General features: G+C 68.0%; 28 protein-coding genes. 5 read left to right on the forward strand and 23 right to left on the reverse strand.

The genetic code is table 11. The annotated features are described in order from the left end of the window. Positions 1 to 199 (forward strand): hypothetical protein (locus tag QZ753_RS15875; protein WP_294644982.1); only part of this gene is annotated, 199 nt, incomplete at its 5' end. Between the two features lie 155 nt (positions 200 to 354). On the opposite strand, the gene fliP is transcribed toward QZ753_RS15875, so the two are convergent. From fliP to motA, 17 genes are all read right to left on the reverse strand, one after another. Beyond that, a complete protein-coding gene (gene fliP, locus QZ753_RS15880) occupies positions 355 to 1,080 on the reverse strand; it encodes a flagellar type III secretion system pore protein FliP (RefSeq protein ID WP_244486674.1) in 726 nt (241 codons plus the stop codon). 50 nt (positions 1,081 to 1,130) lie between these two features. Continuing rightward, positions 1,131 to 1,667, reverse strand: a complete 537-nt coding sequence (locus QZ753_RS15885; protein WP_139224569.1) for a flagellar basal body-associated FliL family protein — start codon at positions 1,665 to 1,667, stop codon at positions 1,131 to 1,133. A gap of 201 nt (positions 1,668 to 1,868) precedes the next feature. Further along, positions 1,869 to 2,579, reverse strand: coding sequence for a flagellar basal body L-ring protein FlgH (gene flgH / locus QZ753_RS15890; protein ID WP_055889544.1), 711 nt, complete (start codon positions 2,577 to 2,579; stop codon positions 1,869 to 1,871). Beyond that, positions 2,576 to 3,175, reverse strand: coding sequence for a MotE family protein (locus QZ753_RS15895; RefSeq protein WP_294644987.1), 600 nt, complete (start codon positions 3,173 to 3,175; stop codon positions 2,576 to 2,578). The genes flgH and QZ753_RS15895 overlap by 4 nt, the downstream gene beginning before the upstream one ends. After that, positions 3,175 to 4,380 carry a flagellar basal body P-ring protein FlgI gene (gene flgI / locus QZ753_RS15900; RefSeq protein ID WP_294644988.1) on the reverse strand — a complete coding sequence of 402 codons (1,206 nt, stop codon included), beginning with the start codon at positions 4,378 to 4,380 and terminating at the stop codon, positions 3,175 to 3,177. Before flgI ends, QZ753_RS15895 begins: the two co-directional genes overlap by 1 nt. Continuing rightward, positions 4,377 to 4,853, reverse strand: a complete 477-nt coding sequence (flgA, locus tag QZ753_RS15905) for a flagellar basal body P-ring formation chaperone FlgA (RefSeq protein WP_294644990.1) — start codon at positions 4,851 to 4,853, stop codon at positions 4,377 to 4,379. Before flgA ends, flgI begins: the two co-directional genes overlap by 4 nt. Positions 4,854 to 4,858: 5 nt before the next feature. Then, the gene (flgG, locus tag QZ753_RS15910) at positions 4,859 to 5,641 is read right to left on the reverse strand and encodes a flagellar basal-body rod protein FlgG (protein ID WP_294644991.1); all 783 of its coding nucleotides are present in this window, start codon (positions 5,639 to 5,641) and stop codon (positions 4,859 to 4,861) included. 15 nt (positions 5,642 to 5,656) lie between these two features. Then, on the reverse strand, positions 5,657 to 5,977 hold the full coding sequence (locus tag QZ753_RS15915; RefSeq protein WP_294644992.1) for a flagellar hook-basal body complex protein FliE: 321 nt from the start codon (positions 5,975 to 5,977) through the stop codon (positions 5,657 to 5,659). A gap of 5 nt (positions 5,978 to 5,982) precedes the next feature. Continuing rightward, a complete protein-coding gene (flgC, locus tag QZ753_RS15920) occupies positions 5,983 to 6,399 on the reverse strand; it encodes a flagellar basal body rod protein FlgC (protein ID WP_294644995.1) in 417 nt (138 codons plus the stop codon). Positions 6,400 to 6,403: 4 nt separating this feature from the next. Continuing rightward, positions 6,404 to 6,784: a flagellar basal body rod protein FlgB gene (flgB, locus tag QZ753_RS15925; protein WP_294644997.1), complete on the reverse strand. Its 381-nt coding sequence runs from the start codon at positions 6,782 to 6,784 to the stop codon at positions 6,404 to 6,406. Positions 6,785 to 6,969: 185 nt separating this feature from the next. Next, a complete protein-coding gene (locus QZ753_RS15930; protein ID WP_294644999.1) occupies positions 6,970 to 7,419 on the reverse strand; it encodes a hypothetical protein in 450 nt (149 codons plus the stop codon). A gap of 71 nt (positions 7,420 to 7,490) precedes the next feature. Next, entirely contained in the window at positions 7,491 to 8,579 is a 1,089-nt protein-coding gene (flhB, locus tag QZ753_RS15935) for a flagellar biosynthesis protein FlhB (protein WP_294645001.1), read from the reverse strand. Positions 8,580 to 8,649: 70 nt separating this feature from the next. Then, a complete protein-coding gene (locus tag QZ753_RS15940; RefSeq protein ID WP_294645003.1) occupies positions 8,650 to 9,678 on the reverse strand; it encodes a FliG C-terminal domain-containing protein in 1,029 nt (342 codons plus the stop codon). 6 nt (positions 9,679 to 9,684) lie between these two features. Next, positions 9,685 to 10,014 carry a flagellar motor switch protein FliN gene (gene fliN, locus QZ753_RS15945; RefSeq protein ID WP_294645024.1) on the reverse strand — a complete coding sequence of 110 codons (330 nt, stop codon included), beginning with the start codon at positions 10,012 to 10,014 and terminating at the stop codon, positions 9,685 to 9,687. Between the two features lie 162 nt (positions 10,015 to 10,176). Next, positions 10,177 to 10,545 (reverse strand): hypothetical protein, encoded by a 369-nt coding sequence (locus QZ753_RS15950; protein WP_294645005.1) that lies wholly within the window; start codon positions 10,543 to 10,545, stop codon positions 10,177 to 10,179. Further along, the gene (locus QZ753_RS15955; protein WP_294645006.1) at positions 10,526 to 11,461 is read right to left on the reverse strand and encodes a FliM/FliN family flagellar motor switch protein; all 936 of its coding nucleotides are present in this window, start codon (positions 11,459 to 11,461) and stop codon (positions 10,526 to 10,528) included. The genes QZ753_RS15950 and QZ753_RS15955 overlap by 20 nt, the downstream gene beginning before the upstream one ends. Positions 11,462 to 11,470: 9 nt before the next feature. Beyond that, positions 11,471 to 12,337, reverse strand: coding sequence for a flagellar motor stator protein MotA (gene motA / locus QZ753_RS15960; protein ID WP_294645008.1), 867 nt, complete (start codon positions 12,335 to 12,337; stop codon positions 11,471 to 11,473). Between the two features lie 188 nt (positions 12,338 to 12,525). Between motA and flgF the strand changes: the two genes are divergently transcribed. Next, positions 12,526 to 13,251 carry a flagellar basal-body rod protein FlgF gene (flgF, locus tag QZ753_RS15965; RefSeq protein ID WP_294645010.1) on the forward strand — a complete coding sequence of 242 codons (726 nt, stop codon included), beginning with the start codon at positions 12,526 to 12,528 and terminating at the stop codon, positions 13,249 to 13,251. Further along, positions 13,248 to 14,576, forward strand: a complete 1,329-nt coding sequence (locus QZ753_RS15970; protein WP_294645012.1) for a FliI/YscN family ATPase — start codon at positions 13,248 to 13,250, stop codon at positions 14,574 to 14,576. Before flgF ends, QZ753_RS15970 begins: the two co-directional genes overlap by 4 nt. Positions 14,577 to 14,589: 13 nt before the next feature. Here QZ753_RS15970 and QZ753_RS15975 read toward each other — a convergent pair whose 3' ends face one another. After that, positions 14,590 to 17,034 (reverse strand): EAL domain-containing protein, encoded by a 2,445-nt coding sequence (locus tag QZ753_RS15975; protein ID WP_294645013.1) that lies wholly within the window; start codon positions 17,032 to 17,034, stop codon positions 14,590 to 14,592. A 302-nt stretch (positions 17,035 to 17,336) separates the two neighbouring features. On the opposite strand from QZ753_RS15975, the gene mprF reads away from it, so the two are divergent. Both mprF and QZ753_RS15985 read left to right on the forward strand, forming a co-directional pair. Beyond that, a complete protein-coding gene (mprF, locus tag QZ753_RS15980; protein WP_294645014.1) occupies positions 17,337 to 19,928 on the forward strand; it encodes a bifunctional lysylphosphatidylglycerol flippase/synthetase MprF in 2,592 nt (863 codons plus the stop codon). Beyond that, on the forward strand, positions 19,925 to 21,355 hold the full coding sequence (locus QZ753_RS15985) for an AcvB/VirJ family lysyl-phosphatidylglycerol hydrolase (protein WP_294645016.1): 1,431 nt from the start codon (positions 19,925 to 19,927) through the stop codon (positions 21,353 to 21,355). The genes mprF and QZ753_RS15985 overlap by 4 nt, the downstream gene beginning before the upstream one ends. Before the next feature lie 13 nt (positions 21,356 to 21,368). Here QZ753_RS15985 and QZ753_RS15990 read toward each other — a convergent pair whose 3' ends face one another. From QZ753_RS15990 to QZ753_RS16010, 5 genes are all read right to left on the reverse strand, one after another. Next, positions 21,369 to 22,151, reverse strand: a complete 783-nt coding sequence (locus QZ753_RS15990) for an SDR family oxidoreductase (protein ID WP_294645018.1) — start codon at positions 22,149 to 22,151, stop codon at positions 21,369 to 21,371. 49 nt (positions 22,152 to 22,200) lie between these two features. After that, entirely contained in the window at positions 22,201 to 22,563 is a 363-nt protein-coding gene (locus QZ753_RS15995) for a DUF423 domain-containing protein (RefSeq protein ID WP_294645019.1), read from the reverse strand. Further along, a complete protein-coding gene (mnhG, locus tag QZ753_RS16000) occupies positions 22,560 to 22,940 on the reverse strand; it encodes a monovalent cation/H(+) antiporter subunit G (protein WP_294645021.1) in 381 nt (126 codons plus the stop codon). The genes QZ753_RS15995 and mnhG overlap by 4 nt, the downstream gene beginning before the upstream one ends. After that, positions 22,937 to 23,302: a cation:proton antiporter gene (locus QZ753_RS16005; protein WP_294645022.1), complete on the reverse strand. Its 366-nt coding sequence runs from the start codon at positions 23,300 to 23,302 to the stop codon at positions 22,937 to 22,939. Before QZ753_RS16005 ends, mnhG begins: the two co-directional genes overlap by 4 nt. Further along, the coding region (locus QZ753_RS16010; RefSeq protein WP_294645023.1) for a Na+/H+ antiporter subunit E at positions 23,299 to 23,634 on the reverse strand (336 nt) is incomplete at its 5' end. The genes QZ753_RS16010 and QZ753_RS16005, both read right to left, overlap by 4 nt.

Below are 23,634 nucleotides of genomic sequence, written 5' to 3' on the forward strand. Positions count from 1 at the left end.
AGCGGCCATGGCGACACCGTTGTTCGTCGTGCTGATAGCAACCATTGTCTTTTCCCCGTTTATCTTGAAGCTTTTCTTTGAGCCGTTGCTCTCTGCTTCGAAGACAAAACTACCGGGGAACTCGGAATACCTGCTGTATTGGATCGCTAAAATTGAATCGTATCGGGAGTTTGGACTTGCCTGCCTGAAGTATAGATGACAATCAGCTTCAGCTGCAGGGCGAGTTCGATTCAAATTGAGGCGTTTCCAGCTAAGTCTCTGGAATGCTGGCGCACGTCCCACGAGCCCAACGCAGAAGGCCCCCGGACCGGTGGGTCCGAGGGCCTTCGAGACAGGCGTTGCGTGCGGGGCTCGCTACATGAAGGAGCGCACGAGGCTGCCCGTCAGCATGTTCCAGCCGTCGATCAGGACGAAGAACAGGATCTTGAAGGGCAACGAGATGATCGTCGGGGGCAGCATCATCATGCCCATCGACATGGTCAGCGTCGCGACGATGAGGTCGATCACGAGGAACGGCAGGACGATCAGGAAGCCGATCTCGAAGCCGCGGCGCAGTTCCGAGATCATGAAGGCCGGGACGAGGATGCGGAAGTCGACGACCTGCCCCTCGCCCGAGCCCTGCTCCACCACCGGCAGACGGTCGCGGATCGACGCCTCGTTGATGTTGTTGAAGAGGGCGAGATCTTCTTCCCGCACCTGATCGAGCATGAACTCGCGGAAGGGCTCGGCGATGCGCGGCAGCGCCTCCTCTTCCGTGATCTGCCCCTTCATCAGGGGCTGCAGGCCGTCGCGCCAGGACTGGTCGAAGGTCGGCATCATGACGAAGAAGGTGATGAAGAGCGACAGCGAGATGAGGATCAGGTTGGCCGGCGTCGTCTGGAGGCCGAGACCGGTGCGCAGGATCGAGAGCGCGATCACGACGCGGGTGAAGGCCGTGACCATGACGAGAAGGCCCGGCGCCACCGACAGGACGGTGACGATGCCGAACAGCTGGACGATCCGGCCGGAGACGGCGGTGTCGCCTGCGGGGATCAGCGAGGCGAGCCCGCTCGCCGCTTCCGCGACCGCATCCTGCGCCAGGGCCGGCGCGGCGCTCGCGACGAGGAGCGCGAGGAGGAGGAGGAGCCGCTTCACTTGACGATCAACGAGCGGACGACGACGTCCTTGACGGCGGTCGAGCGCAGTTTCGCGCGCTCGAGCAGGTCTTCCTTCAGGTGAAGGAGGCCGCGCGCTCCCTCGATCTGAGCGAGCTCCAGCGTGCGCAGGAAGACCAGCGTGTCGGCCTGGATCTGGGAGGCCAGCACCGTTTGGTCGACGCTCTCGTCCTCCGACAGCGACAGGAGCAGCCCGGCCTCGAGCCGGACCTGCGTGCCCGGCGGCGAGGCGAGATCGGTGAGGATCGGCTCGAGCGGCTGGATGACTTCCTTGGTGCCGGCGGGAACCGCGGCGAGCGACGGAGCGGCGGCCGCGGCCGCCGGGGCCTCGACCGGTGGCGCTGCGACCACCGGCGGGTCCTTCTTGAGGAGGAAGCCGAGGGCCCCGCCTCCCGCCAGCGCGATCACCGTCAGGCCGAGGAGGGCGCCGATCGTCTGCGCCTTGTTGCTCTTCTTGGGCGGTGCAAAGCCGTCCGGCATCATGCCTAGGGCTTCAGGGCTGAGCTCGGTCATTCGGCGCTCCGGCGGCATGGAATGGGGCAGCCGGGCGCGGTGTGGGCGGGATCGTCCCGCCGGGCACCGCCGCCCGGCAAGGAAGTGTTAAGGAATTGCCCTGTCGCGAGCCTTGCCGCGTTGCGCAACACGACGAAAGCCCACGGCGGCAGCGAGGCTGCGGCCGTGGGCGGCGTCGGAGCGGTGCGACGTGCGCCCTCGTCAGTAGGGCAGGACGTTGTCGAGGACCTGCTGGCCCCAGCCCGGCTGCTGCACTTCCGTCAGACGGCCGCGGCCGCCGTAGGAGATGCGGGCTTCCGCGATCTTCTCGTAATGGATCGTGTTGTTGGGCAGGATGTCGCCCGGACGGATAATGCCGGCGATCGAGAGCACGCGCACCTCGAAGTTGACGCGCACCTCCTGCTGGCCGGCAATGTAGAGGTTGCCGTTCGGCAGGACCTGCGTCACCACGGCCGCGACGGACACGTCGATCTCTTCCTTGCGGTCCACGGTTCCCTTGCCGGTCGCCTTGGTGCCGTTCTTGAGGCCGAGCGTGGTGCCGACGGTCGGCAGCCCGTAGGAGCCGATCGAGCCCTTGAGGTCGGCGCCGACGCTGACGCCGGAGTCGCGCGAGCGCTTGGTGTTGTTGTCGAGCGTCGCCTTGTCGTCGATCTGGATCTTCACCGTCACGATGTCGCCGACGTTGAGCGCGCGCGTGTCGCGGAAGAGATCGGCGTTGCGGCCGGTCCACAGCGAGTTGACGTTGCGCGGCAGTTCGTTCGGCCCGGGGCCGGGCGCCGGCTGGACGATCGGGGCGTTCTGGTAGAGCCCGCTGCCGACCGGCGTCAGCAGCGGCTCGCGGAACGCATCCTCGCGCGTGGTGGAACAACCGGCGAGGAGACCGACGGCCAGGAGGGGGGCAATGGCTCTCACAGGGACTGGTCCTTCGCACCGGCCTCGGTGGAGGCGCGGTCGGTCTTCTTGACGATCAGCGCCGCGAGTTCGGAGGCGATCGGCGCGGGCATCTCGGCGAGGATCGCGCTCGCCTGCCGCGGCTTGAGGCGCGTCAGGAGCGAGGCGGCGATCGGGCGGTCGAGCGCGGCCATCTGGGCGGCCGCCGCATCCGGCTTCATGCCGGAATAGATGTCGATCACGATGCCGGAGGTGGAATCGATGAAGTCCCGGCGCTCGCCGAGCCACTTCTCGACCTCGGCGCGCTTGGCTTCCAGTTCGTCGATCTTGGAGGAGATCTCGCCCTCGGCCTGCTTGATCTCGGCCAGCTGCATGGCGTTGCGCGCGTCGAGCGCGGGATTGGCGATGTTGGAGCAAAAGCGGTCCGTATCGGTCATCGGCGCTTCGGGCGTCACCATTTCCTTGCCGTCGGCGCCGATGATGCGGACCTTGGCCGGCGTCGTCGGCGCGGCCGGCGGCGGCGTCGCCGCGCCTTCGGCGAAGGCCGCGTCCGCCGTCATGACCGCGAGCACCACGCCGAGCCCGATGGCCGCACGATGGGAACGGGACGAGGTCATCATTGCACCACGATCTCGGCCTGCATGGCGCCGGCCGTCTTGATAGCCTGAAGGATGGCGATGATGCCGGTCGGCTTGAGACCGAGGCGGTTCAGCCCGCGCACCACGCTGTCGAGATTGGCGCCCTGCACGATGGCGAGGTTCCCGCCGCCCTGCTGGGCATTGACCGTCGTGTCCGCGGTGACCACCGTCTCGCCGTTGCTGAGCGGCCCCGGCTGCGAGACGTTGGGAATGTCGGTGATGCGCACAGTCAGGCTGCCGTGCGTGACCGCGACCGTCGAGATCTGGACGTCCTTGCCGATGACGACCGTACCCGTGCGCTCGTCGATCACGACGCGCGCGGCGGTGTCCGGCTCGATCATCAGGTCGCCGACATCCGCGATGAAGCGCGTCGAGGACATCTTGGCGGGACGGGTCAGCGAGATCGTGCGGAAATCCTGCTCGCGCGCCACCGGCTTGCCGTAGGCGCGCGCGGCAAACGAGTTGATCGCGTCGACGACGCGGATCGCCGTGCGATAGTCCGGGTTGCGCAGTTCCATCGTGATGTTGGGCGTGTCGACCGTCGCGCGGGGAACCTCGCGCTCGATCAGCGCGCCGCCGGCGATGCGCCCGGTCGTGGGCGTGCCCTGCGTCAGGCTCTCGTTGGTGCCTTCGGACGAGAAGCCGCTGACGGCGAGCGCCCCCTGCCCCACCGCATAGATCTCGCCGTCCGGGCCGTAGAGCGGCGTCATGACGAGCGTGCCGCCCATCAGCGACGAGGCGTCGCCGAGCGAGGACACCGAGACGTCGATGCGCGAACCGATCCCGGCGAAGGCCGGCAGGTCGGCGGTGACGATCACGGCCGCGACGTTGCGCGTGCGCGGGTTGGCGCCGCGCACGTTGACGCCCATGCGGTCGAGCATCGACTGGAGCGACTGCTCGGTGAAGGGCGAGTTGCGCAAGCTGTCGCCCGAGCCCTGCAGGCCGATCACGAGACCGTAGCCGACGAGCTGGTTGTCGCGCACGCCCTTGATCGTGGTGACGTCCTTGATGCGCACGCCGCCCGACTGGCGGGCGCGCGGGACGATGGTCTGGAAGTTCTCGTGCGCGCCGATGCCGGCCTGGGCGTATCCGTAGTCCGCGACGCCGTAGTCGGCCGCGTTCGCCGGAACGAGGACGGCCGCGAGGCTGGCGCCGAGGACAAGGGTGCGAAGCGAAGCTCTCATTGCGCCGACACCTCGATCGATCCGTCCTCGAACGCGATGCCGCTGATCAGGACGCCGCTGTCGACGTTGCGCACGCGCACCGACTGGCCCGCCTGCGCGGACTGGAGCGGCATGCCCTTGCCCGTGATGAGGAGACCCTCCTCGCGGTAGATGAGGGTCGCGACCTGTCCGGCCGTGACCGCATCGGGCGACTTGAGGTCGCTGAGGAGGATCGGCTGGTTCGGCAGGAGGGTGCGGCGCGCGAGCCGGTCCTTCAGCATGCCCTCTTCGACCACGTAGGCCGAGAGCTGGTTCCCCGGCACGGTGAACCGCGCCGAGATCACGCCGCGGTCGAGAACGCTCTGGCCTGGATAGACCACGACCGTCGGGACCGGCAGGTTGAGATCCGCGGCGCCCGCCGTGCCAGCGGCCGGGACGAGGCCGAGCGCGGCGGCGGCCAGGACGTGTTTCGCAAGGCGGACGATACGGGTCATGGTGCTTAGCGGATGCCCTTGGAGACGACGCCCGACATCTCGTCGGCGGCCTGGATGACCTTGGAGTTCATCTCGTAGGCGCGCTGCGCCGAGATCAGCTCGGAGATTTCCTTGACCGGATCGACGTTGGAGTTTTCGAGGTAGCCCTGCTTGATCACGCCGTAGCCCGGATCACCCGGCACGCCGGCGATCGGGGCGCCGGAGGCGGCCGTCTCGCGGAAGAGGTTGCCGCCCTCGGCCGCAAGACCCGGCTCGTTGGCGAAGTTGACGAGCGTCAGCTGGCCGATCTGCTGCGCCGCGCCGTCGACCGTAGCGAACACCTCGCCGGAATCGTTGATCGAGATGTCGGTCGTGTTCTGCGGCACGGTGATGCCCGGATCGACCGTGAAGCCGTCGAGCGTGACGATCTGGCCGGTGTCGTTCTTGTTGAGCGCGCCGTCGCGGGTATAGAGCGTCTGGCCGCCGGGGCCCTGGATCTGCAGCCAGCCCTGGCCGTTGATCGCGATGTCGAGGTTGTTGCCGGTCTGCTCGAGCGCGCCCTGAATGTGGACGGAGCGAACGGCCGCCGTGCGCACACCGAGGCCGATCCGCGCGCCTTCGGGCACGACGTTCTCGCCGCCGCGCGCCGGCACGCCCTGCATCCGCTCGACCTGGTAGAGGAGGTCGGTGAACTCGGCGCGCGAGCGCTTGAAGCCGGTGGTGTTGATGTTCGCGATGTTGTTCGCGATCACTTCGACGTTGGTCTGCTGGGCGTTCATGCCGGTCGCGGCGATCGCAAGGGCGCGCATGGGCTGGGACTTTCGTTAGATGGACATGCGGGAAAGTTCGAGATAGGCGGAGACGACCTTGTCGCGCAGCGCGACGGCCGTCTGGAGCGTGCGCTCGGCGCCCATCACGGCGTCGACCACGGCCTGCGTGGAGGCCTTGCCGTTGACACCCTGGATCGAGACCGTCTCGGCGCCCTTCATGGACTGCGTCGCCTCGCGGGCGATCTCGCTCATGGCGGCGGCAAAGCTCTGGCCGGCTTCCTGGGTGGCGGCCGCACCGGTGGTACCGGCGGGCGAAAGACCGTCGAGGCGCATGGCGTCGACGCGCGGCATGGCACTGCCGATGGCGGGGATCATGGGCGTCAGCCTCTCATGAGATCGATGGTGAGATTGATGAGCTCGCGCGCCTGCTTGATGACCTGCAGGTTCGCCTCGTAGGAGCGGTTCGCCTCGCGCATGTCGGTCATCTCGACCAGCATGTTGACGTTCGGCATCTTCACATAGCCGTCCTGGTCCGCGGCCGGGTTGCCGGGATCGTGCTCCATGCGGAAGTCCGAGCGGTCGGTGCCGACCGACTTGATGCGCACGAGGTCGGCGCCGATCAGCCGGTCCATCTCGCTGGTGAAGGCGACGGTCTTGCGCCGATAAGGATCGCTGCCCGGCGTCTGCCCGGTCGAGCGCGCGTTGGCGACGTTCTCGGACACGATGCGCATCCGTTCGGACTGCGCCTCGAGGCCGCTCGCCGCGATCTTGAGGGCGGAGGTGATCGAGTCGGTCAAGGCGTCAGCCCTTCAGCGTCGTCATGAACATGCGGTGGAACGACTTCGCGACCGAGGTCGAAAGGGCGAAGTCGCGCGACACCTCGCCGGCCTTGAGCATTTCCTGCTCCAGGCTGACCGAGTTGCCGGAATGGGTGACGTCCCACGGCTTCTGCGTGGCCTCGTCGATGCCGAAGTCCCGGCCGGCGGAGGCGACGAGGTGGCTGGGGTTCGAGCCGGACATCTGGAGCGCCGTCGTCTCCAGAACCTCGGAGAAGGGCGTGACGTCCTTGGCGCGGTAGGTCGGCGTGTTCGCATTGGCCACGTTCTCGGCGACTACGGCCTGGCGCGCGGACAGCCATTCGGCACGGCGGGAACTCAGCCCGAAAAGGTAGAACTCGCTCAAGGGTCGCGTCCTCGGACATTTGATCGGTGCCCCATACATAGAAAGAGGCACTTGTCCGAAGCTGACGATCTTACAGATTTCTTAGTATTAACAGATCATTAATCAGTATTAACGAAAGCATAACGCAGATACGAAAAAGCCCCGCCGATGGCGGGGCCGTGTCGTCTGCAGGACATTCGTCGGTCTCAGGCGTTGCGCGCCGTCGCCAGCCGGGCCGCGGCGATCGCCGCCTTCAGGCGCTCCGTGTTGGCCGCGGGGTCCGCGTCCGGGTCGGAGAAGGCGATATAGTTGATGTGGACGGCCGCCTTGGTCGCGGTCAGCGACAGCTTGAAGTGCACCGTCACCTCGCCGCCGTGGAACTCCATGTCGAGATCGATCGTCGGCGCGCTGCCCCAGTTGAGGTGCACGTCGCCGCCGCCGGCAAACCGCAGCGAGCCCGGCGCCAGGTAAAGCTGCGCGGAGGACTCGACGATGTCGGCGATGTTGCCGAACTGGTCCATCCGCAGGAACGCCACGTAGTCGACGACGTCGACGAGGCGCAGCTCGGCCACCACTTCCTTGATCCCGTTCGCCAGCGCCTTCTCGCGGTCGGCTGCGTACTTGTTGCGAACGTTGAGCATGACGTGGGAACCCATGGAGGACCTTTACGCGAAATGAACCGAAACGGCTTCCCGAGGGGAAGGCAGGCATCGACAGGTCGGCCGGGTCAGGCTGCCCCGATCTCCAGTCGGGCCTGAGGCCGGGACTGGAGGAAGTAGATGAGTTCCGCGACCGCCTTGAAGAACTGCGGCGGAATCATCTGGTCGATTTCTACATGGTCGTACATCGACCTTGCCAAGAGCTTGTCTTCGATCACCGGGATGTCGTTGGTCTCGGCGATCTCGCGAATCTTGAGCGCGAGGACATCGACGCCCTTGGCGACGACCACCGGCGCACCGCCCTCCTCGCGCACGTAGCGCAGCGCGATGGCGTAGTGCGTCGGGTTGGCGATCACGACGGTCGCGCGCGGTACCGCCGCCATCATACGCCGCTTGGTGCGCTCGCGGGCGATCTGGCGCTGGCGGGCCTTGACCATCGGGTCGCCTTCCGCCTGCTTCATCTCGTCCTTGATCTCCTGCTTGGACATGCGCAGGTCGCGACGCCACAGGATGCGCGAGAAGAGAAGATCGGCGGCGACCAGCACGATCGTGGCGACCGAGACGGCTGCCAGGAGCCGCATCGCGAGGCCGAGGATCGTTTCGGGAAGCAGGAGTGGGTCCGAGAACATCGTCTTCAACAGCAGGGGAAGTTCGTCGGACAAGATCCAACCGACGATGATCGTAACGGCGGAGAACTTGAATAAGGCTTTACCGAACTCGGTGAATCCGCGCCGCCCGAACAGTCGGCCCCAGCCGCTGGACAGCGAGAGGTTCGAATACTTCGGCCGGATGCGCTCGAGGTTGATCTGCGGCGGGTTCTGCAGGAGCGAGGCGAGGATGCCCGCAAGCATGAAGAGGCCCGTCGCAGGCAGCACGAACCGGGCGCTCTGCAGCGCCATCGTATGGAGAAACTGCAGCGCGTCGATCCCGTTCCCGATCGACCACTGCGTCGGGTTCTCGAACGTGACCTTGAGATCACTGGCGAGCTGCGCCGCGTTGTTGCGCGCCTGGAAGACGACGACGGCGATGGCGGCGAGAAGCGAGGCGAGGATCGGCGCTTCGCGCGAGACGGGAAGATTCCCCTTCTCGACGGTGTCGCGGATCTTCTTCTCCGTCGGTTCCTCGGTTTGGGACTCCTTGTCCGCACCCTCCGACATGCCGCGCCCGCCCCTTCACGAAACAAAATGCGGCCCCGCGCGCCGCTCGGCGCCGGGACCGCGATGGTTGTCAGCCCTCGACCTTCTCGGCGAGGTCGATGCGCCCTTCGGCGGCGAGCCGCAGCGCGGCCCCGGCGATGGCGCGCCGGGCGGCCTGGATGGCGTCGGCGGCGGCTGGCTCGTTGCGTCCGAGTTCGGCCTCGACCATGCGGCGGGCACGGGCGCCGAGCGCCGAGAGCACCGCCTCGCGCAGGTCCTGCGGCGCGCCGTTGAGCGCGAGCGTGACCTGCTCCACCTGGATCGCGTCGAAGAGGACGAGACGGCCCTTCTTCGACAGCTCGGCGACGTCCTCGAAGGCGAAGAGCAGCTTGCGCAGTGCCGCCGCCTCTTCCGGCTCGGTGGTCTCCAGCGAGGCGAGGAGTTCCTCGGTCTGCGCCTTGTCCATCCGGTTCACGATCTCGGCCATCGTGGCGTAGCGCTCGCGGCGCTCGGCGCCGTTCGAGCTTGATACGAACGCCTCGCGGCAGCGCCGCTCGATCAGCCGCGCGATGGATTCGGGCGGCGGCGCCGAAGAGAGCATGCGGCGCATGATGTCGTTGCGGCGGGCGGGCGCCATGCCGGCGACGACGACCGCCGCCACATCCGACTTCAGGCGCTGCAGGATGTAGGCCGCGACCTGCGGATGCTCGCGGTCGAGGATCTTGGCGAGCGCCTCGGCGCCGAGCTGCTCGATCTCCTGCCAGACCGGGACGCCGCTTTCGTCCATCGGCATCGCCTCGCCCTCGAAGACGATCGCGAGATCCTCGTTCGACAGGCTCGAGCGCAGGAGCTTGGTCATCTCGTCGTTGAGGCCGGTGATCGCCGCCCCGGCGCGGAACGCGTCCTGGAAGTCGGCGACGATCTCGTCGAGCTCCATCGGAGTGACCGAGCTCGGGAGTGCCGCGCTCTGGCGTAGCGCTCGGATCTCTTCGGCGCTGAAATGCTTCAGGAGCTTGGTCGCGCCCTCGCCGCCCAGCGTCAGAAGCAAGACGGCGGCGCGCGAGGCGCCGCTCAGCGTCGGCGCTCCCAGTTCGCGGCTCTGATAGGCTTCCGAGAGCATCGTGTCTTAGGCGCCCTTGGCGCGGGGCTGGCGTGCGGTGGGAGCGACGATCTCGGTCAGCGTGATGCCGAAGCGCGATTCCTCGTTCTCGAGCACCACGACCTCGCCGCGCGCCACGATGCGCCCGTTCACGATCAGATCCACCGGATCGGAGATGTTGGTGTCGAGCTTCACGACGGCGCCGCGCCCGAGCTTCATCAGGTTGGCGACCGGCATCACGGTGGAGCCGAGAACGACCTGCATCGTGACCGGGATGTTCATGATGACGTCGAGATTGGGCGTCACTTCCGCGACCGTCTCTTCCTCGACGTCGGCGAAGTTCATGCCGTGGCCCATGTGGTGGCCGTCTTCGGCATCCTCGACCGCCTCGTCCATCTCGAAACCGTTGTCCATGGCGCCGAACTGGCCGCCGAACTGGGTCTCGGTCTCGAGTTCCATCGTCTCGTTCTGCATCGGGGTCGTCCTCGGGAAGGTCTGGATCGCCGGGCGATCCACAAATTAACGAATAGCGCTCGGAACTGACGCGAAGCGGGAGATCGCGTCGTTGTCGTGGGAGATCGCGGCGGCGGTGACCGGGGTGCCACGCTTCTGCTCGTAGGAGTCGAGCAGGACGTCGAGACGCTCGACGAGGTCCTGCGCCTCGGCCGCGCGCTCCTCGAGGGCGCGCAGGGTGCGCACGCCCTCGCTCTTCAGGAGCACCACGGCGTTGGCCGCGCGGTTGATCGAGGCGTCGGCATCCTCGAGGGCTTGGCGGAAGCCGGTCTCCTCCGAGCGCAGCCGCTTCAGCTCCTTGTACATGGAGCCCGTGCGCCAGCTGGTGACGAGGAGGGCGGCGACGAGAACGGCGTCAATGAGCCAGGATGTCATCGATGAACTCCTCGGTCGGATCCACGGGTTCGGAGACCTTGATAACGTAGGTGTCGCGCGAGCGGCCCATCGAGCCGCGGAAGAGGCGCTGCCCCTCGCATTCCAGAAGCACGAGGCTTTCCATCGTGGCGTCGAGCGCGATCGTCTGGCCGACATGGAAGGTCGAGATCTCGCCGAGCGAGGTCTGCTGCTCGCACAGGATGGCGCGAACGTGCATGTCGGTCTTCTGGAAGCCGGCCTCGAGGTCGCGCGCCCAGGTCTCGTCGACGATCGACGGGCCCTCGTCGGGGACGGCCGCGAACTTGCGCCGGTGCGGCGACAGGACGGATTCGGGAATCGCCACCCGCAGCGCCGCCTCGCAGCGGCCGATCGACAGGCGGAAGCGGAACTCGACGAAGGTGCGCGCGTCGGGTGCGATCCACTCGTCGAGCTTCTCGCCGATCGTCTCGGCCAGAAGCCGGTCGGCCGACATGCCGAGCGCCACGACGTCGGCGAAGACGGCGTTACCGGTCTCGACGAAGCTGCGGAGCGCGGCGTCGGCGAAGAAGCGGCCGACGCTGGTGAGGGGACGACCGGGCGCCGGCGCGTCGCGGCCGTCACCGCCGAAGCCCGCTTCCGTCACCGTGTCGGCGAAACGTCCATCGGCCGCGACCAGCGCGATTTCACGCCATTTCGAGGAGCGGACCGTGAGCACGAGCTGCGTGTCGGTATCCGACAGGGCCGAGGACGACAGGACGAAGGGCGAGGATGCGATGAACTCGACGGCGAGCGGCGAGGCATGGCCCGCCGCCAGCTTGGCGGACACGGCCTCGGCCCATTTGGTGCCGATCTGCTTGAGGCGCGGGAAGCGCTCCGGCTCGATCCGGGCGGCGGAGCGCAGGCGCTCGCCGATGTTGCGTTCGGTGACCGTGTCCATGGTCCCTCCTTATGCGGCCGAGGGGGCGCCGCCGATCGTCTCGGCTTCCACCTGATCGATGGTCGGACGGTCGTAGGCGGAGATCGCTTTGCGGCCGTATTCCAGAGCGACCTGCGGCAGGGCGCCGTTCATGTAGGCGATGAGCGTCTGCTTGATGATGACGTACATGCGCATCTTCTTCTCGCGCACGCCCTTCACCTTGGTGGCGAGCGGGGCGAACACGCCGTAGGAGAAGAAGATGCCCGCGAAGGTGCCGACGAGCGCGGCGCCGACGAGGTGTCCGAGGACTTCCGGCGACTGGTCGAGCGCGCCCATCGCGTGGACGATACCCAGAACCGCGGCGACGATGCCGAGCGCGGGAAGACCATCGGCGATGTCCTGGATCGCGTGCTTGGGCTTCAGCTGGTCGCGGGCGACCGTCTGGATCTCCTCTTCCATGAGCGCCTCGATCTCATGCGGACGGGCGTTGCCGACGATGATCAGGCGGCAGTAGTCGCAGATGAAGTCGGTCATCGGCTTGTTCTTCAGGATGCTGGGGAAGGCGCTGAAGATCACCGAGTCGGCGGGGTTGTCGACGTGCGACTCGAACTCCGAGCGCGACTTCGACTTCATCTCGCGCATCAGCGAGTGGAGGAGGCTGAGGAGGTCGAGATAGTCGCGCTGCTTCGGCACCGCATTCTTGAACGCCTCGCCGATCGCCTTGCCCGTGTCCTTCACGACCTTCATGTTGTTGGCGATCAGGAACGTGCCGAGCGCCGCGCCCAGAATGATCAGAAGCTCGTAGGGCTGCCAGAGAACATAGAGATGTCCGCCAGACGCGACGTAGCCGCCCAGAACGCAGCCGATCGTCACGATAAGGCCGAGAATGATACCCATCGGGCTAACCCCTGAACGATAAAGGAATTCGTAAGAAGGATTAACGAGGCGGACTTGCGCGAGACTGTGCGTTTCCAGCGCGCCCCGGTCAGCCTCGATCCATTCGCACCGGGCAGTATGGCTGCGATTCCGGCCCGCTCGTCGCGCGGCGCCGGCGCTCGCCCAGCTGCCCAGTCCCGGATCGCATCATGCAAACCTCGCTCCCCGTCGCCCTCTCCGCGCAGCTCGCCATGGAGAAGCGTCTCGACACGCTGGCCAACAACCTGGCGAACGTCGGCACGGCAGGCTTCCGCGCCGAGGAGGTGAAATTCGAGAGCGTCCTGTCGCGGGCCTCCTCGCGCTCCGTCGCCTTCGCCTCGCAGGGGCAGCAGTACCTCTCGACGCGGGCCGGGGCGCTCACCGAAACCGGCAACCCGCTCGACATGGCGGTCGCCGGCGAGGCCTTCTTCGCCATCCAGACGCCGAAGGGCACCGTCTATACGCGCGACGGGCGGATGCAGATGGCGGACACAGGCGAGCTTCGTACGGTGAACGGCGAGCCGTTCCTCGACGTCGGCGGCGCGCCGCTGCAGATCGACCCGAACGGCGGCCCGATCCACATCGCCCACGACGGCATGATTACGCAGGGCGCCGGCCAGATCGGGGCGGTCGGCCTGTTCAAGATGCCGGCCGGCGCCAACCTCTCGCGCGCCGGCACGTCCGGCGTCGTCCCGGATGCCAAGGCCCAGCCGATCGTCGACTTCGACGAGAACCGGATCGCCCAAGGGTTCGTCGAGGGATCGAACGTCAATCCGATCCTGGAAATGACCCGCCTGATCGAGGTGCAGCGCATCTTCGAGCAGGCCGCCAACATGATCCAGACCTCCGAGAACTCGCTGAATGAAGCCGTTACGCAGCTCGGAGCGCCCAAGTGACGGAAGCCAGCCGGAAGAGGCATCTGTCCGGCCTCGATGAACCGCTCGTGCGCATCAGCGGGCATGTCGTCGACGTCACGCCGCAGTCCTTCCGCGTCGCCGGCCTCAGCCCCTACGTGCGGCTCGGCGACTGCGTGGTCTGCGAAGGGCCGCAGGGTCCCGAGCTCGGCGAGGTGGTGCGCGTCGAGGAGGCGGCCGCCACGGTCAAGCCGTTCGCAGTGCGCTTCCAGAGCGGCGTGCGCACGCTCGCCTATCGCACCGGCCCCGTCACCGTCGCCCCCTCCCCGGCCTGGAAGGGCCGCACGGTGGACGCGTTCGGGCGCCCCTGCGACGACCTCGGGCCGCTGGAGAACGGCCACACCGAGTTCGTCACCGACAGTCTTCCCGACGCCGCCATGCGCCGGGCGCGCATCCGCCAGCCTGTGCCCACGCAGGTCCGGGCGATCGACATCTTCACACCGCTGATCCGTGGTCAGCGCATGGGCATCTTCGCGGGCTCGGGCGTCGGCAAGTCGACGCTGATGGGCATGCTGGCGCGCGCGCCGGGCTTCGATACCGTGGTCGTCGCGCTCGTCGGCGAGCGCGGCCGCGAGGTGCGCGAGTTCCTGGAAGAGACGATGCAGGGCGAGCTGTCGCGGGTCGTCACCGTGGTAGCGACGGGCGACGAGAGCGCCATGATGCGCCGCCTCGCCCCGAAGACCGCGATGACGGTCGCCGAGTATTTCCGCGATCGCGGCGAGCACGTGCTCCTGATCGTGGACTCGGTCACGCGCCTTGCCCATGCGGCGCGGGACGTCGCGCTCGCCGCGGGCGAGCCGCCCGTCGCGCGCGGCTATCCGCCGAGCGTCTTTTCCGAACTGCCGCGCCTTCTGGAGCGGGCCGGGCCGGGCGCCGAAGGCAGCGGCACGATCACCGGCCTCTTCGCCGTCCTCGTCGACGGCGACGATCACAACGAGCCGGTCGCGGACGCGATCCGCGGAACGCTCGACGGCCATATCGTTCTCGACCGGACGATCGCGGAAGAAGGCCGCTTCCCGGCCATCGATCTCCTGAAATCGATCTCTCGCATGGCCGATCTCGCCTGGAAGCCGGAGGAGCGGGAGCTCGTCTCGCGGCTGAAGGCGATGATCGCGCGCTTCGAGGACACGCGTGACCTGCGGCTTCTCGGCGGATACCAGCGCGGGGCCGATCCGACGCTCGACCAGGCCGTCGACCTCGTGCCCCACGTCTTCGGCTGCATGATGCAGCATCCGGGCGACGATCCCTCGACGACGCCGTTCGAGGAACTGTCGCAGCGTCTCAAGGCCGGCCTGTCGGGCGGCTGATTCGGCTCGAAGCTTATCCGGCGCGGGCGAGGTCCGCGTCGGCGGAACGGCGGAAACGGCCTGTCCGGAAGCCCTCGCGCACCTCCATCAGAATCTTCGGCAGGTCCGACGCCGGGCGCGGCTTCGAGAAGAGGTAGCCCTGGACCTCGGAGCAGCCCTCCTGCTCCAGCCGCACGAGCTGGTCGACGGTCTCGACGCCCTCCGCGATGACGCTCATCTTCATCGCCGCGCCCAGCCCCATCACCGCACGCACGATGGCGATGTTCTCGTCGCGGTTCATGTCGCGGACGAAGGACTGGTCGATCTTGATCTTGTCGAAGGGAAAGCGGCTGAGATAGCCAAGCGAGGAATAGCCGGTGCCGAAGTCGTCCATCGAGATGACGAGCCCGAGCGCGCGCAGGCGCTGCAGCGTTCCGAGGACGCCCTCGGCGTCGTCGAGGAAGAGCGACTCGGTCACTTCCAACTGCAGCCGCTCGGCCGCCAGCCCGCTGGAGCGCAGCGCGCCCTGCACCACGGTCACGAGATCCTGGTTCTTAACCTGCACCGGCGAGAGGTTCACCGAGAGCGTCAGATTGCCCGGCCAGGCGGCCGCGTGGCGGCACGCCTCGATCAATACGAACCGCCCAAGCGGCACGATGAGCCCCATCTCCTCCATCAGCGGGATGAAGGTGCCCGGGCCGACCAGCCCGCGCGTCGGGTGGCGCCAGCGGACCAGCGCCTCAAAGCCCGAGACGGCCTGCCGGCGAAGGTCGACGAAAGGCTGGAAGTGCAGCTCGAACTCGTTGCGCTCCAGCGCCGCGCGAAGGTCGGCGATCATCAGCTGCTTGGCCTGCAGCTCCTCGCGGAGCTCGGGCCGGTAGGCCTTGAACTTGCGGCCCGGCTGGGCCTTCGCCTGCTGCAACGCCAGTTCGCAGTTCTGCATCGCGCGAGCGGCGTCCAGCCCGGCCAGCCGATCGTCGCGACCGACCACCACCATGCCAACGGCGACTGAGACCGCCAGCGGGCGGCCCGCCACGCGGATCGGCCGGCCATCGACCGACTCCATCACGCCGCGTGCAAGCTTCTGCTTGGCGCCCGGCTCGCCCGACAGGGCCAGGAGGATGCCGAACTCGTCGCCGTCGAGACGCGCGACCAGCGCGTCTTCCGGCACCAGCGAGCGGAAGCGCTCGCCGAGCTGGCGGAGGAGGTCGTCGCCGGCCGCCTGACCGAGCGTCGCGTTGACCGTGTTGAAGTCCTCGACGTCGATCGACAGGACGGCGATCTCGCCCTCGATCGCCTTGTCCTGCAGCATCGCGTCGAGGCTGGCGTAGAAGCGGGCGCGGTTCGCAAGGCCCGTCAGCGCGTCCTGCCCCGACAGCCGCTCCATCTCGCGGCTGACGGCCTGGATGCGCGTCACGTCCTCGAAGATCACGATCGTTCCGCCGACATGCGGGCTGACGTGACGGCGCAGTTCGAAGGTGCGGCCGTCGGGCGCGTCGCGCGTCTCGACTTCGAGGACGGGCTGCGCGAGGAGCAAGGCGAGAAGCGGGTCGCCGTCCGATCCCGTGGTCGACATGCCGACCTTCATCGAGGGGAAGAGATCGCTGAAGGCGGCATTGACGCTCAGGAGGCGGCCGGCGTCGTCGAGGACGCAGAAAGCCTGCGGCACGTTGTTCAAGGCGGCCTCGAAGCGCTTCTGCTGGCGCTGAAGCTCGCCTTCGTAGCGCCGCGCGGTCTCGCGGCGGCCGGCCGTGATCTCCTGCATCCGCCCGTCGAGGGCGACCTCGACGAACTCGATCGCGGCCTCGAGTTCGGCGATGGCATCTCCGCCGCCGGACGCGACGTTCTCCTCGCCGCTGACGCGAAGAAGGTTCGAGGTCGCCTGCCGGATCGAGCCGGCGATGCTGCGCGACAGATAGAGGAGGATCAGAAGTCCGGCGAGAAGGCTGGCCGCGGCACCGATGACGATGATCCGCTTCAGCTCGCCCGAGCGGTCCTTCGTCGTCTGCTGCATCTCCTCGACGCCCTTGCGCAGGTTCTGCGCGACGCCGTTCAGGCTGGCGACGATCTGCGTCAGTTCGCGGCGAACGAGGCGGCGGGTGATCTCGCCGTCCGCCATGCGCAGCCGGTTGATGCCGTAGTCGAGTTCGTCGAGCCGGGCGCCGATCGGACCGGAATTCAGGGACACGGAGCGCAGCTCGCTCATGACCTTGGACAGGCCCTCGGCGATCTGCGTCGCCTCCTCACGCGTGACGATCCGGTTCACGTCACCGCGATGCTCGCGCTCGAAGCGTTCGGAGAGTTCGTCCGCGCGGATCGCGGCCGCTTCGATCCGCGAGAGCGGCACGGTGCCGTCGCGCACCACCCTGTCGGACGCGTCCACCAGCGCCACGCCGCTGCGGTCGATCGTCAGCGCGAACCCGGCGCCGAGCAGGGCCAGGACCAGACCGCTTGCGAGAAGCTTGGCATTGATGGACATGAACGACCGCGTCTCATCCATTCGGGACACCGGCAGCAAGCCACATTCTATGTCTGGCTGCCAATGTCGACCATGCAAGCGTCAACGTTATGGTTCCGTTACTTCTACGGACGAGCGCGTATTTTTCGCCTCATTTGAAGCACACGCGCTTTTCGAGGCAATCGGACGCACCGGGTTCGAACCGGGCTAAATTTTCCGCAAGGTGGGCGGCCCGGCCTTGTGGTGCGCCGCGATTTGCGCGAAGCCCCCAACGCCTCGAGCCGGGCGAGACTTGAGATCATGGGCAGGATGTGCGGGTGCCGATGAGCGTGGAAGCGGAAGTCACGGAAGCCTCGAGCGGGCCGCGGTCCGGTCGGGGCTGGAAGACCTGGGTCCCGGTCGGGATCGGCCTGGCGATCTCGGGTGTCGCCTTCGCGACCCTGCACACGATGATGTCGAGCCTGTCCGTCGGCGAGATCCACGCCGCCGTGGCGGGCGTTCCCACCAGCGCCCTGGTCCTGGCGATCTTCTTCACCGTCGTCAGCTTCGCGGCCGTCTCGCTCTACGACGTCGTGGCCGTCGAGACGATCGCGCCCGGCCGGGTGTCGCGGCCCGTCGCCGCGGTCGTCGGCGCGGCCGGCTACGCCATCTCCAACGCCCTCGGCTTTCCGCTCCTGACCGGCGGCGCGCTGCGCTACCACGCCTACAAGTCCGGCGGCATCGAGCTTGCCGACATCGGGCGCATCGTCGGCACGTCCTGGTTCGCGCTGTGGTTCGCGCTCGCCATCATGCTCGGCGTCGCGCTGATGGTGGACCCGAGCGGCATTCCCCTCCTGAAGGACCTCGACCACCGCGTCGACCTGGTCCTCGGCATCGGCGTCGTCGCGCTGGTCGGCCTCTTCGTGGTTTGGCTCTCGCGAGGCGCGCGCGAGGTGCGGATCGGCCGCTTCCACATGGCGCTGCCGTCCCACAAGGGCGCGCTAGTGCAGCTCGTCGCCGGGATCGTCGACGTCGGCGCCGCGGCCGCTGTCCTCTACGTGCTGATGCCGCCGGGCACGGTCGGCAGCTTCCTTCTCTTCTCGCTCGTCTTCGCGGTCGCGACGGTCGTCGGTGTCGCCTCCTCGGCGCCCGGCGGCCTCGGTGCATTCGAGGCGACGCTTCTCGTCACGCTCGGGCTGTCGGACCGGGCGGACGTCGTCGCGGCGCTCGTCCTCTACCGCCTGGTCTACACAATCCTGCCCCTCGTCGTGACCGTCGTGGCGCTGGCCGCGATCGAAGCCGTCCGGCGTCGTGGCGTCGTGGCCGGTCCGGCCAAGGAGCTCTTCCGGGCGGTCGAGCCGATCGTCCCGCCGGCCGTCGCTGCGCTGACCTTCGGCGGCGGGCTCGTCCTTCTCGCCTCCGGCTCGCTGCCGAGCGTCGCCTCGCGCATCGGCGTCCTCGGCGACATGGTGCCCCTCCCCTTCATCGAGATGTCGCAGCTGGCCGCGAGCTTCGTCGGCGTCGCGCTCCTGATCGTCGCGCGGGGTCTTGCCAAGCGGCTGTGGCGCGCCTGGGTCGTGTCGCTCGGCCTGCTTCTGGCCGGCGCGGTCTTCGCCCTGTTCCGTGGCCTCGACTGGGAGGAGGCCGTGCTCCTCGTCATCCAGGCGACGCTCCTTCTCGGCTTCCGCCGCGCCTTCTACCGCCGGTCCGTCCTCAACCCCTTCGCGCTCACCTGGAGCTGGCTCGCCGCCGTTCTCGCCACCGTCATGGCCTCGATCTGGCTCGGCTTCTTCGCCTATCGCCATGTCGAATACGCCAACACGATGTGGTGGGACTTCGCGCTCGACGCCGATGCACCGCGCTTCCTGCGCGCCAGCGTCGTGGCGGTCGCGATCGTCGCCGCGGTCGGCCTCGACGTCGCCATCCACCGGCGCACGGAGAAGCTGCACCGGGCGAGCGCGATTCCCCCAGAGGTCGCGCCGATCGTCGCCACGTCGCGCTCGACCGATGCCTGGCTCGCGCTTCTCGGCGACAAGCGTTTCCTGTTCTCGCCCGACCGCCGCGGCTTCGTGATGTATGCGCGCTCGGGCGGCAGCCTGATCGCGCTCGGCGAACCGGTCGGCCCGCCCGACGTCGTCTCCGAACTCGCCTGGAGCTTCCGGGACCTTGCCGACCGGCAAGCGGAACGACCGGTCTTCTATCAGGTCGGGCCGCAGAGCCTGCCGCTGTTCCTCGACATGGGCCTCAGCGCCCTGAAGCTCGGCGAGGTCGCGCGTGTCGACCTGCCGAACTTCAAGCTCGAAGGCCAGAAGATGCAGAACCTGCGCACCGCCATGCGGCGCGCCGAGCGCGAGGGCCTGTCGTTCGAGATCATCGGACCGGACGCCGTCGCCGCCGAGATGGCCGAGCTGCGCGCCGTGTCGGACGCCTGGCTGGAGAACAAGGCAGGCTCCGAAAAGGGCTTCTCGCTCGGCTATTTCGACGAGGCCTATCTCTCGCACTTCGACATGGCGGTGATGCGCAAGGACGGTGCCATCGTCGCCTTCGCCAACCTCTGGCGCGGCGCGGACAAGGACGAGCTGTCGATCGACCTGATGCGCTTCCTGCCCGACGTCTCGCGCGCCCTCATGGATGCGCTGTTCGCGAGGCTCCTCCTTCACGGCAAGGAGGAGGGCTACCGCTGGTTCAACCTCGGGGCCGCGCCCCTGTCGGGTCTCGTGGACCGGCGCGGCGCCTCGCGCTGGAACCGCTTCGGCTCCTTCCTCTACCGTCGCGGCGGCAACTTCTACCATTTCGACGGGCTGAAGGGCTTCAAGCAGAAGTTCAACCCCGTCTGGACACCGCACTACCTGATCTGCCCGGGCGGCTTCGACACCGCCAAATGCCTCGTCGACGTGACCGCCCTCATCTCCGGACGCCCGAAGCAGGACTCATGAAGCGCACTCTTTCCGTACTGTCCGCGTCGCTCGCCCTCATGCTTCTGGGCGGCGCGAGTTCCGCCTACCTCGCCTCGCGCGCCCTCGACCAGGCGGCCGGAAGCATGGCGGCCGCGCGCATCTCGTCCGAGAACCTGCAGAACGTCGACGTCTTCGCGCCCGACGACGACGCGCGCGGGCTCGTCGTCCTCGTCTCCGATCGCGGCGGCATCACCCGCGCCGACCGGGACCTGGCGGCCGAGCTGGTGTCGTCCGGGCTGATTGTCGTTCCGGTCGATCTTGATCGCTGGCGCGCGGCGCTGGAAACCGACGCCGGACCCGACGGCGAGTGCCTCTATCTCGGCTCCGATCTCGAGGGCATCGCCAAGGAAGCGCTGCGGGCGCTCGAACTCGACACCTACTTCCATCCGGTCGTCGTCGGCCGCGGCGAAGGCGGGACGCTGGCCTATGCCGCGGTCGCCGACGCGCCGGCCGCGACGCTGGCCGGCGGCGTCGCGCTGGATGCGCCGCCCGTCGCCCACACGCGCATCCCCGTCTGCGAAGGCGCGACGGCGATACCCGCCGGCCCCGGCACCTTCTCCTACGACCGGAGCGCCGACCTTCCTGCGCCCTTCACCTTCGTCGCCTCCGAGGGCACCGAGATCGCGACCGCAATGACCGCGCCGATGCGCGCCGGCCAGAGTGCGATCGCCACGCCCGACGCGCGGGCGACCGCAGTCGTGCAAGGGGCTCTCGCGATCGCCGATGCCGACAGGACCGAACTGCCGATCGTGGTCGGCAAGCCGAAGGGCCAGCCCAAGGGCGTCGTCGTCTTCTTCTCCGGCGACGGCGGCTGGCGCGACCTCGACAAGACGATCGGCGACTGGCTGACCGCCGAGGGGATCGAAGTCGTCGGCGTCGATTCGCTCCGCTATTTCTGGTCGGAGAAGACGGCGCAGCAGATGGCCGACGATATCGGCGCCATGCTGACGAACGTGAAGCCGGCCGCCAACGTGCCGATCGGCCTCTTCGGTTATTCGTTCGGGGCGGACACCCTGCCGTTCGCGATCGCCAAGCTCGATCCCAAGTGGTCGCAGCGCGTCTCGTTGATCGGCCTCCTCGCGCCCTCGATGCAGACCGGCTTCCAGATTTCCGTCGGCGGCTGGCTCGGCATGTCGACCGGCGACAACGACGTCGTCGAGGCCGCGACGCATCTCCCGGCCGATCGCGTGCTCTGCGTCTACGGCTCGGAGGAGGAGGACACCGCCTGCATCGAGCCGAAGCTCGCCGCATTCACCAAGCTGCCGATCGAGGGCGGCCACCATTTCGACGGCAACTACGACGCGCTGGCCGCCCGGCTCCTGGCGGCCCTGCGCGGTGGCCCGCAGGCGGCGCTGGCGACCCCGCCCGCACCGGCCGGCCCCCCGGCACCCCCGTCGGCGAACTGACCGCGCCCGGCGGTCAGGGCATCAGCTGACCGCCGTTCACTTCGAGGATCTGTCCGGTGACGTAGCCGGACAGGGTGTTGGCCGCGAGGAAGAGATAGGCCGGGGCGCAGTCCTCGGCCGTTCCGAGCCGCTTCATCGGGATCGCCGCGGCGGTCGCGTCGAGCTTTTCCTGGGTCGAATAGCGGCGGTGGAAGTCCGTCATGATCGTGCCGGGCGAGACGGCGTTCACCCGGATGCCGTCGGGCGCCAGTTCCTTTGCGAGCGTCTTCGTCCAGGCGGAGACGAAGGCCTTGGCGCCCGAATAGAGAGCCGATCCGGCACTCCCGCCCTGCCGGCCCGAGATCGAGATCGTGTTGACAATCGAGGCCCGCTCCGCCCGCCGCAGCGCCGGCAGGAGGGTGCCGGTGAACGCCACGACCGAGCGGACGTTGAGATCGAGGACGTGGTCGTAGTCCTCGCGCGTTTCCTGTCCCGTCGGAATGCGCCCGCCCATCGTGCCGGCATTGTTGACGAGGACGTCGATCGTGTCCGCATGGGACAGGATCTCGCGCGCGACTTCCGCGCCGCCGTCCGGTGCGGCGAGATCGCCGGTCAGAAGCGTCAGGTTCGCCCGCGCGCCGGCCGGCAGTCGCGCCAGGAGGTCGCCCTCGACATGCGACAGGTCGCGCCCGGCATGGGCGATCACCTTCGCGCCGCAATGGAGGAAAGCGGTCGCGACCGCCGCGCCGATGCCGCGCCCCGCGCCCGTGACCACCACCGTGCGGCCCGCAAACAGCGTCTTGTCGAATCCCGTCATGCTCGTCTCCCCTGCCGGCCCGCATGGGAGCCATCGCGCGGACGCGGCGTCAAGCCGGGCGGCGCGGCAGGGCAGCGAGGATCGCGAGCGATAGCCAAGCGAGGATGAGGATCGTGCCGCCGATCGGCGCGGCATTGGCGAAGAGGCGATCGCCCGTGACGGCCCGCAGGGCCACGTCGCCGGAGAACAGGAGCGTGCCGAGGATCATCAGGAGTCCGGGCAGCACCGGAGCCCGGAGAATCCCGGCCGGCGCGAGCCCGAGGGCGAGGAGCGCTGGCGCATGCACGAAGGCGATCGCAGCCGCGATGGCGACGAGGTTGGCCTGCGCCCCCCCATGCGCGGCGAAGGCCGCACCGGCTGTGCCGGCCGCGCCGAACAGTCCCGCTGCTGCGATGAGCGCGCGAGAGCTCACAGGATCGGCCTCTGCGACGCGCTGCCATCGCCCTCTTCCGTGGCAGGTTTGCGCGCCTGCATCTCGTCGAGGACCGAACCGGACCACATGCGATACCCCGCCGAATAGGCCGCCTTGCCGAGAAGATGGGCGGCGATCGGGGCGGTCAGGAAGAAGAACACGATAGCCGCGATGGCGCGCAGAACCTCGGCGGTCTGGACCGAGACGATGGCGAGCGCGACGAGGGCGAGAGCCGATCCCACCGTGCCGGCCTTCGAGGCGGCGTGGACGCGGGTGTAGAAGTCAGGCAGGCGCAGAATGCCGACCGAGGCGACCAGCGCGAACAGCGCGCCGAGGATGACGAACAGGGCGGCCAGAAGATTACCCATCGCGGTCATGGCTGTGGCTCCTCGGACAGGATGACCTCGTCCGGTTCGTCGCTCAATGCGACCGCGACGGGCGAGCGCTCGGTGTCGCCGCGCGCCATGATGAAGCGCGCGAACGAGATCGTGGCGAGAAAGCCGACGAGACCGAGCGCGATGGCGATATCGACGTAGAGCGTGAAGCCCGTGTCGATGCCGATCACCGCGATCAGGCCGATCGACGAACTCGTCAGGACGTCGAGCCCGAGAACGCGGTCCGGCAGCGTCGGTCCCTTCCAGATACGCACGATCGTCAGCGTCAGCGACAGGCAGAGGAGCACGAGCGCGATCGACAGCGCCCAGTCGAGGACGATCTCGGAAAACTGCAGGAAGCTCATTCCGACAGCTCCAGGATCCGGCGCTCGAAGCCCTCCGAGATTTCCCGGCGACGCGCGTCGGGATCGGAGCAGTCGAACGCGTGGACATAAAGCGTACGCTCGTCGTCAGAGATGTCGAAGATCAGCGTGCCCGGCGTCAGGCCCACGAGGTTGGAGAGAAGCGCGATCTGGAACTCGCTGCGCACCTTGTGCCGATAGAGGAAGACGCCGGGCTTCAGCTCGAGCTTTGGCCGCATGACGACGACCGCCACGCGCCAAGCCGACACGGCGAGATCGTAGATCAGAAAGAGGATGAGCGACGCGACCTTGCGGCCGTTCTGGAAATAGCTCCC

The organism is uncultured Aureimonas sp. (genome assembly GCF_913775355.1).
In the GTDB taxonomy this organism is placed as follows: Bacteria; Pseudomonadota; Alphaproteobacteria; order Rhizobiales; family Rhizobiaceae; genus Aureimonas.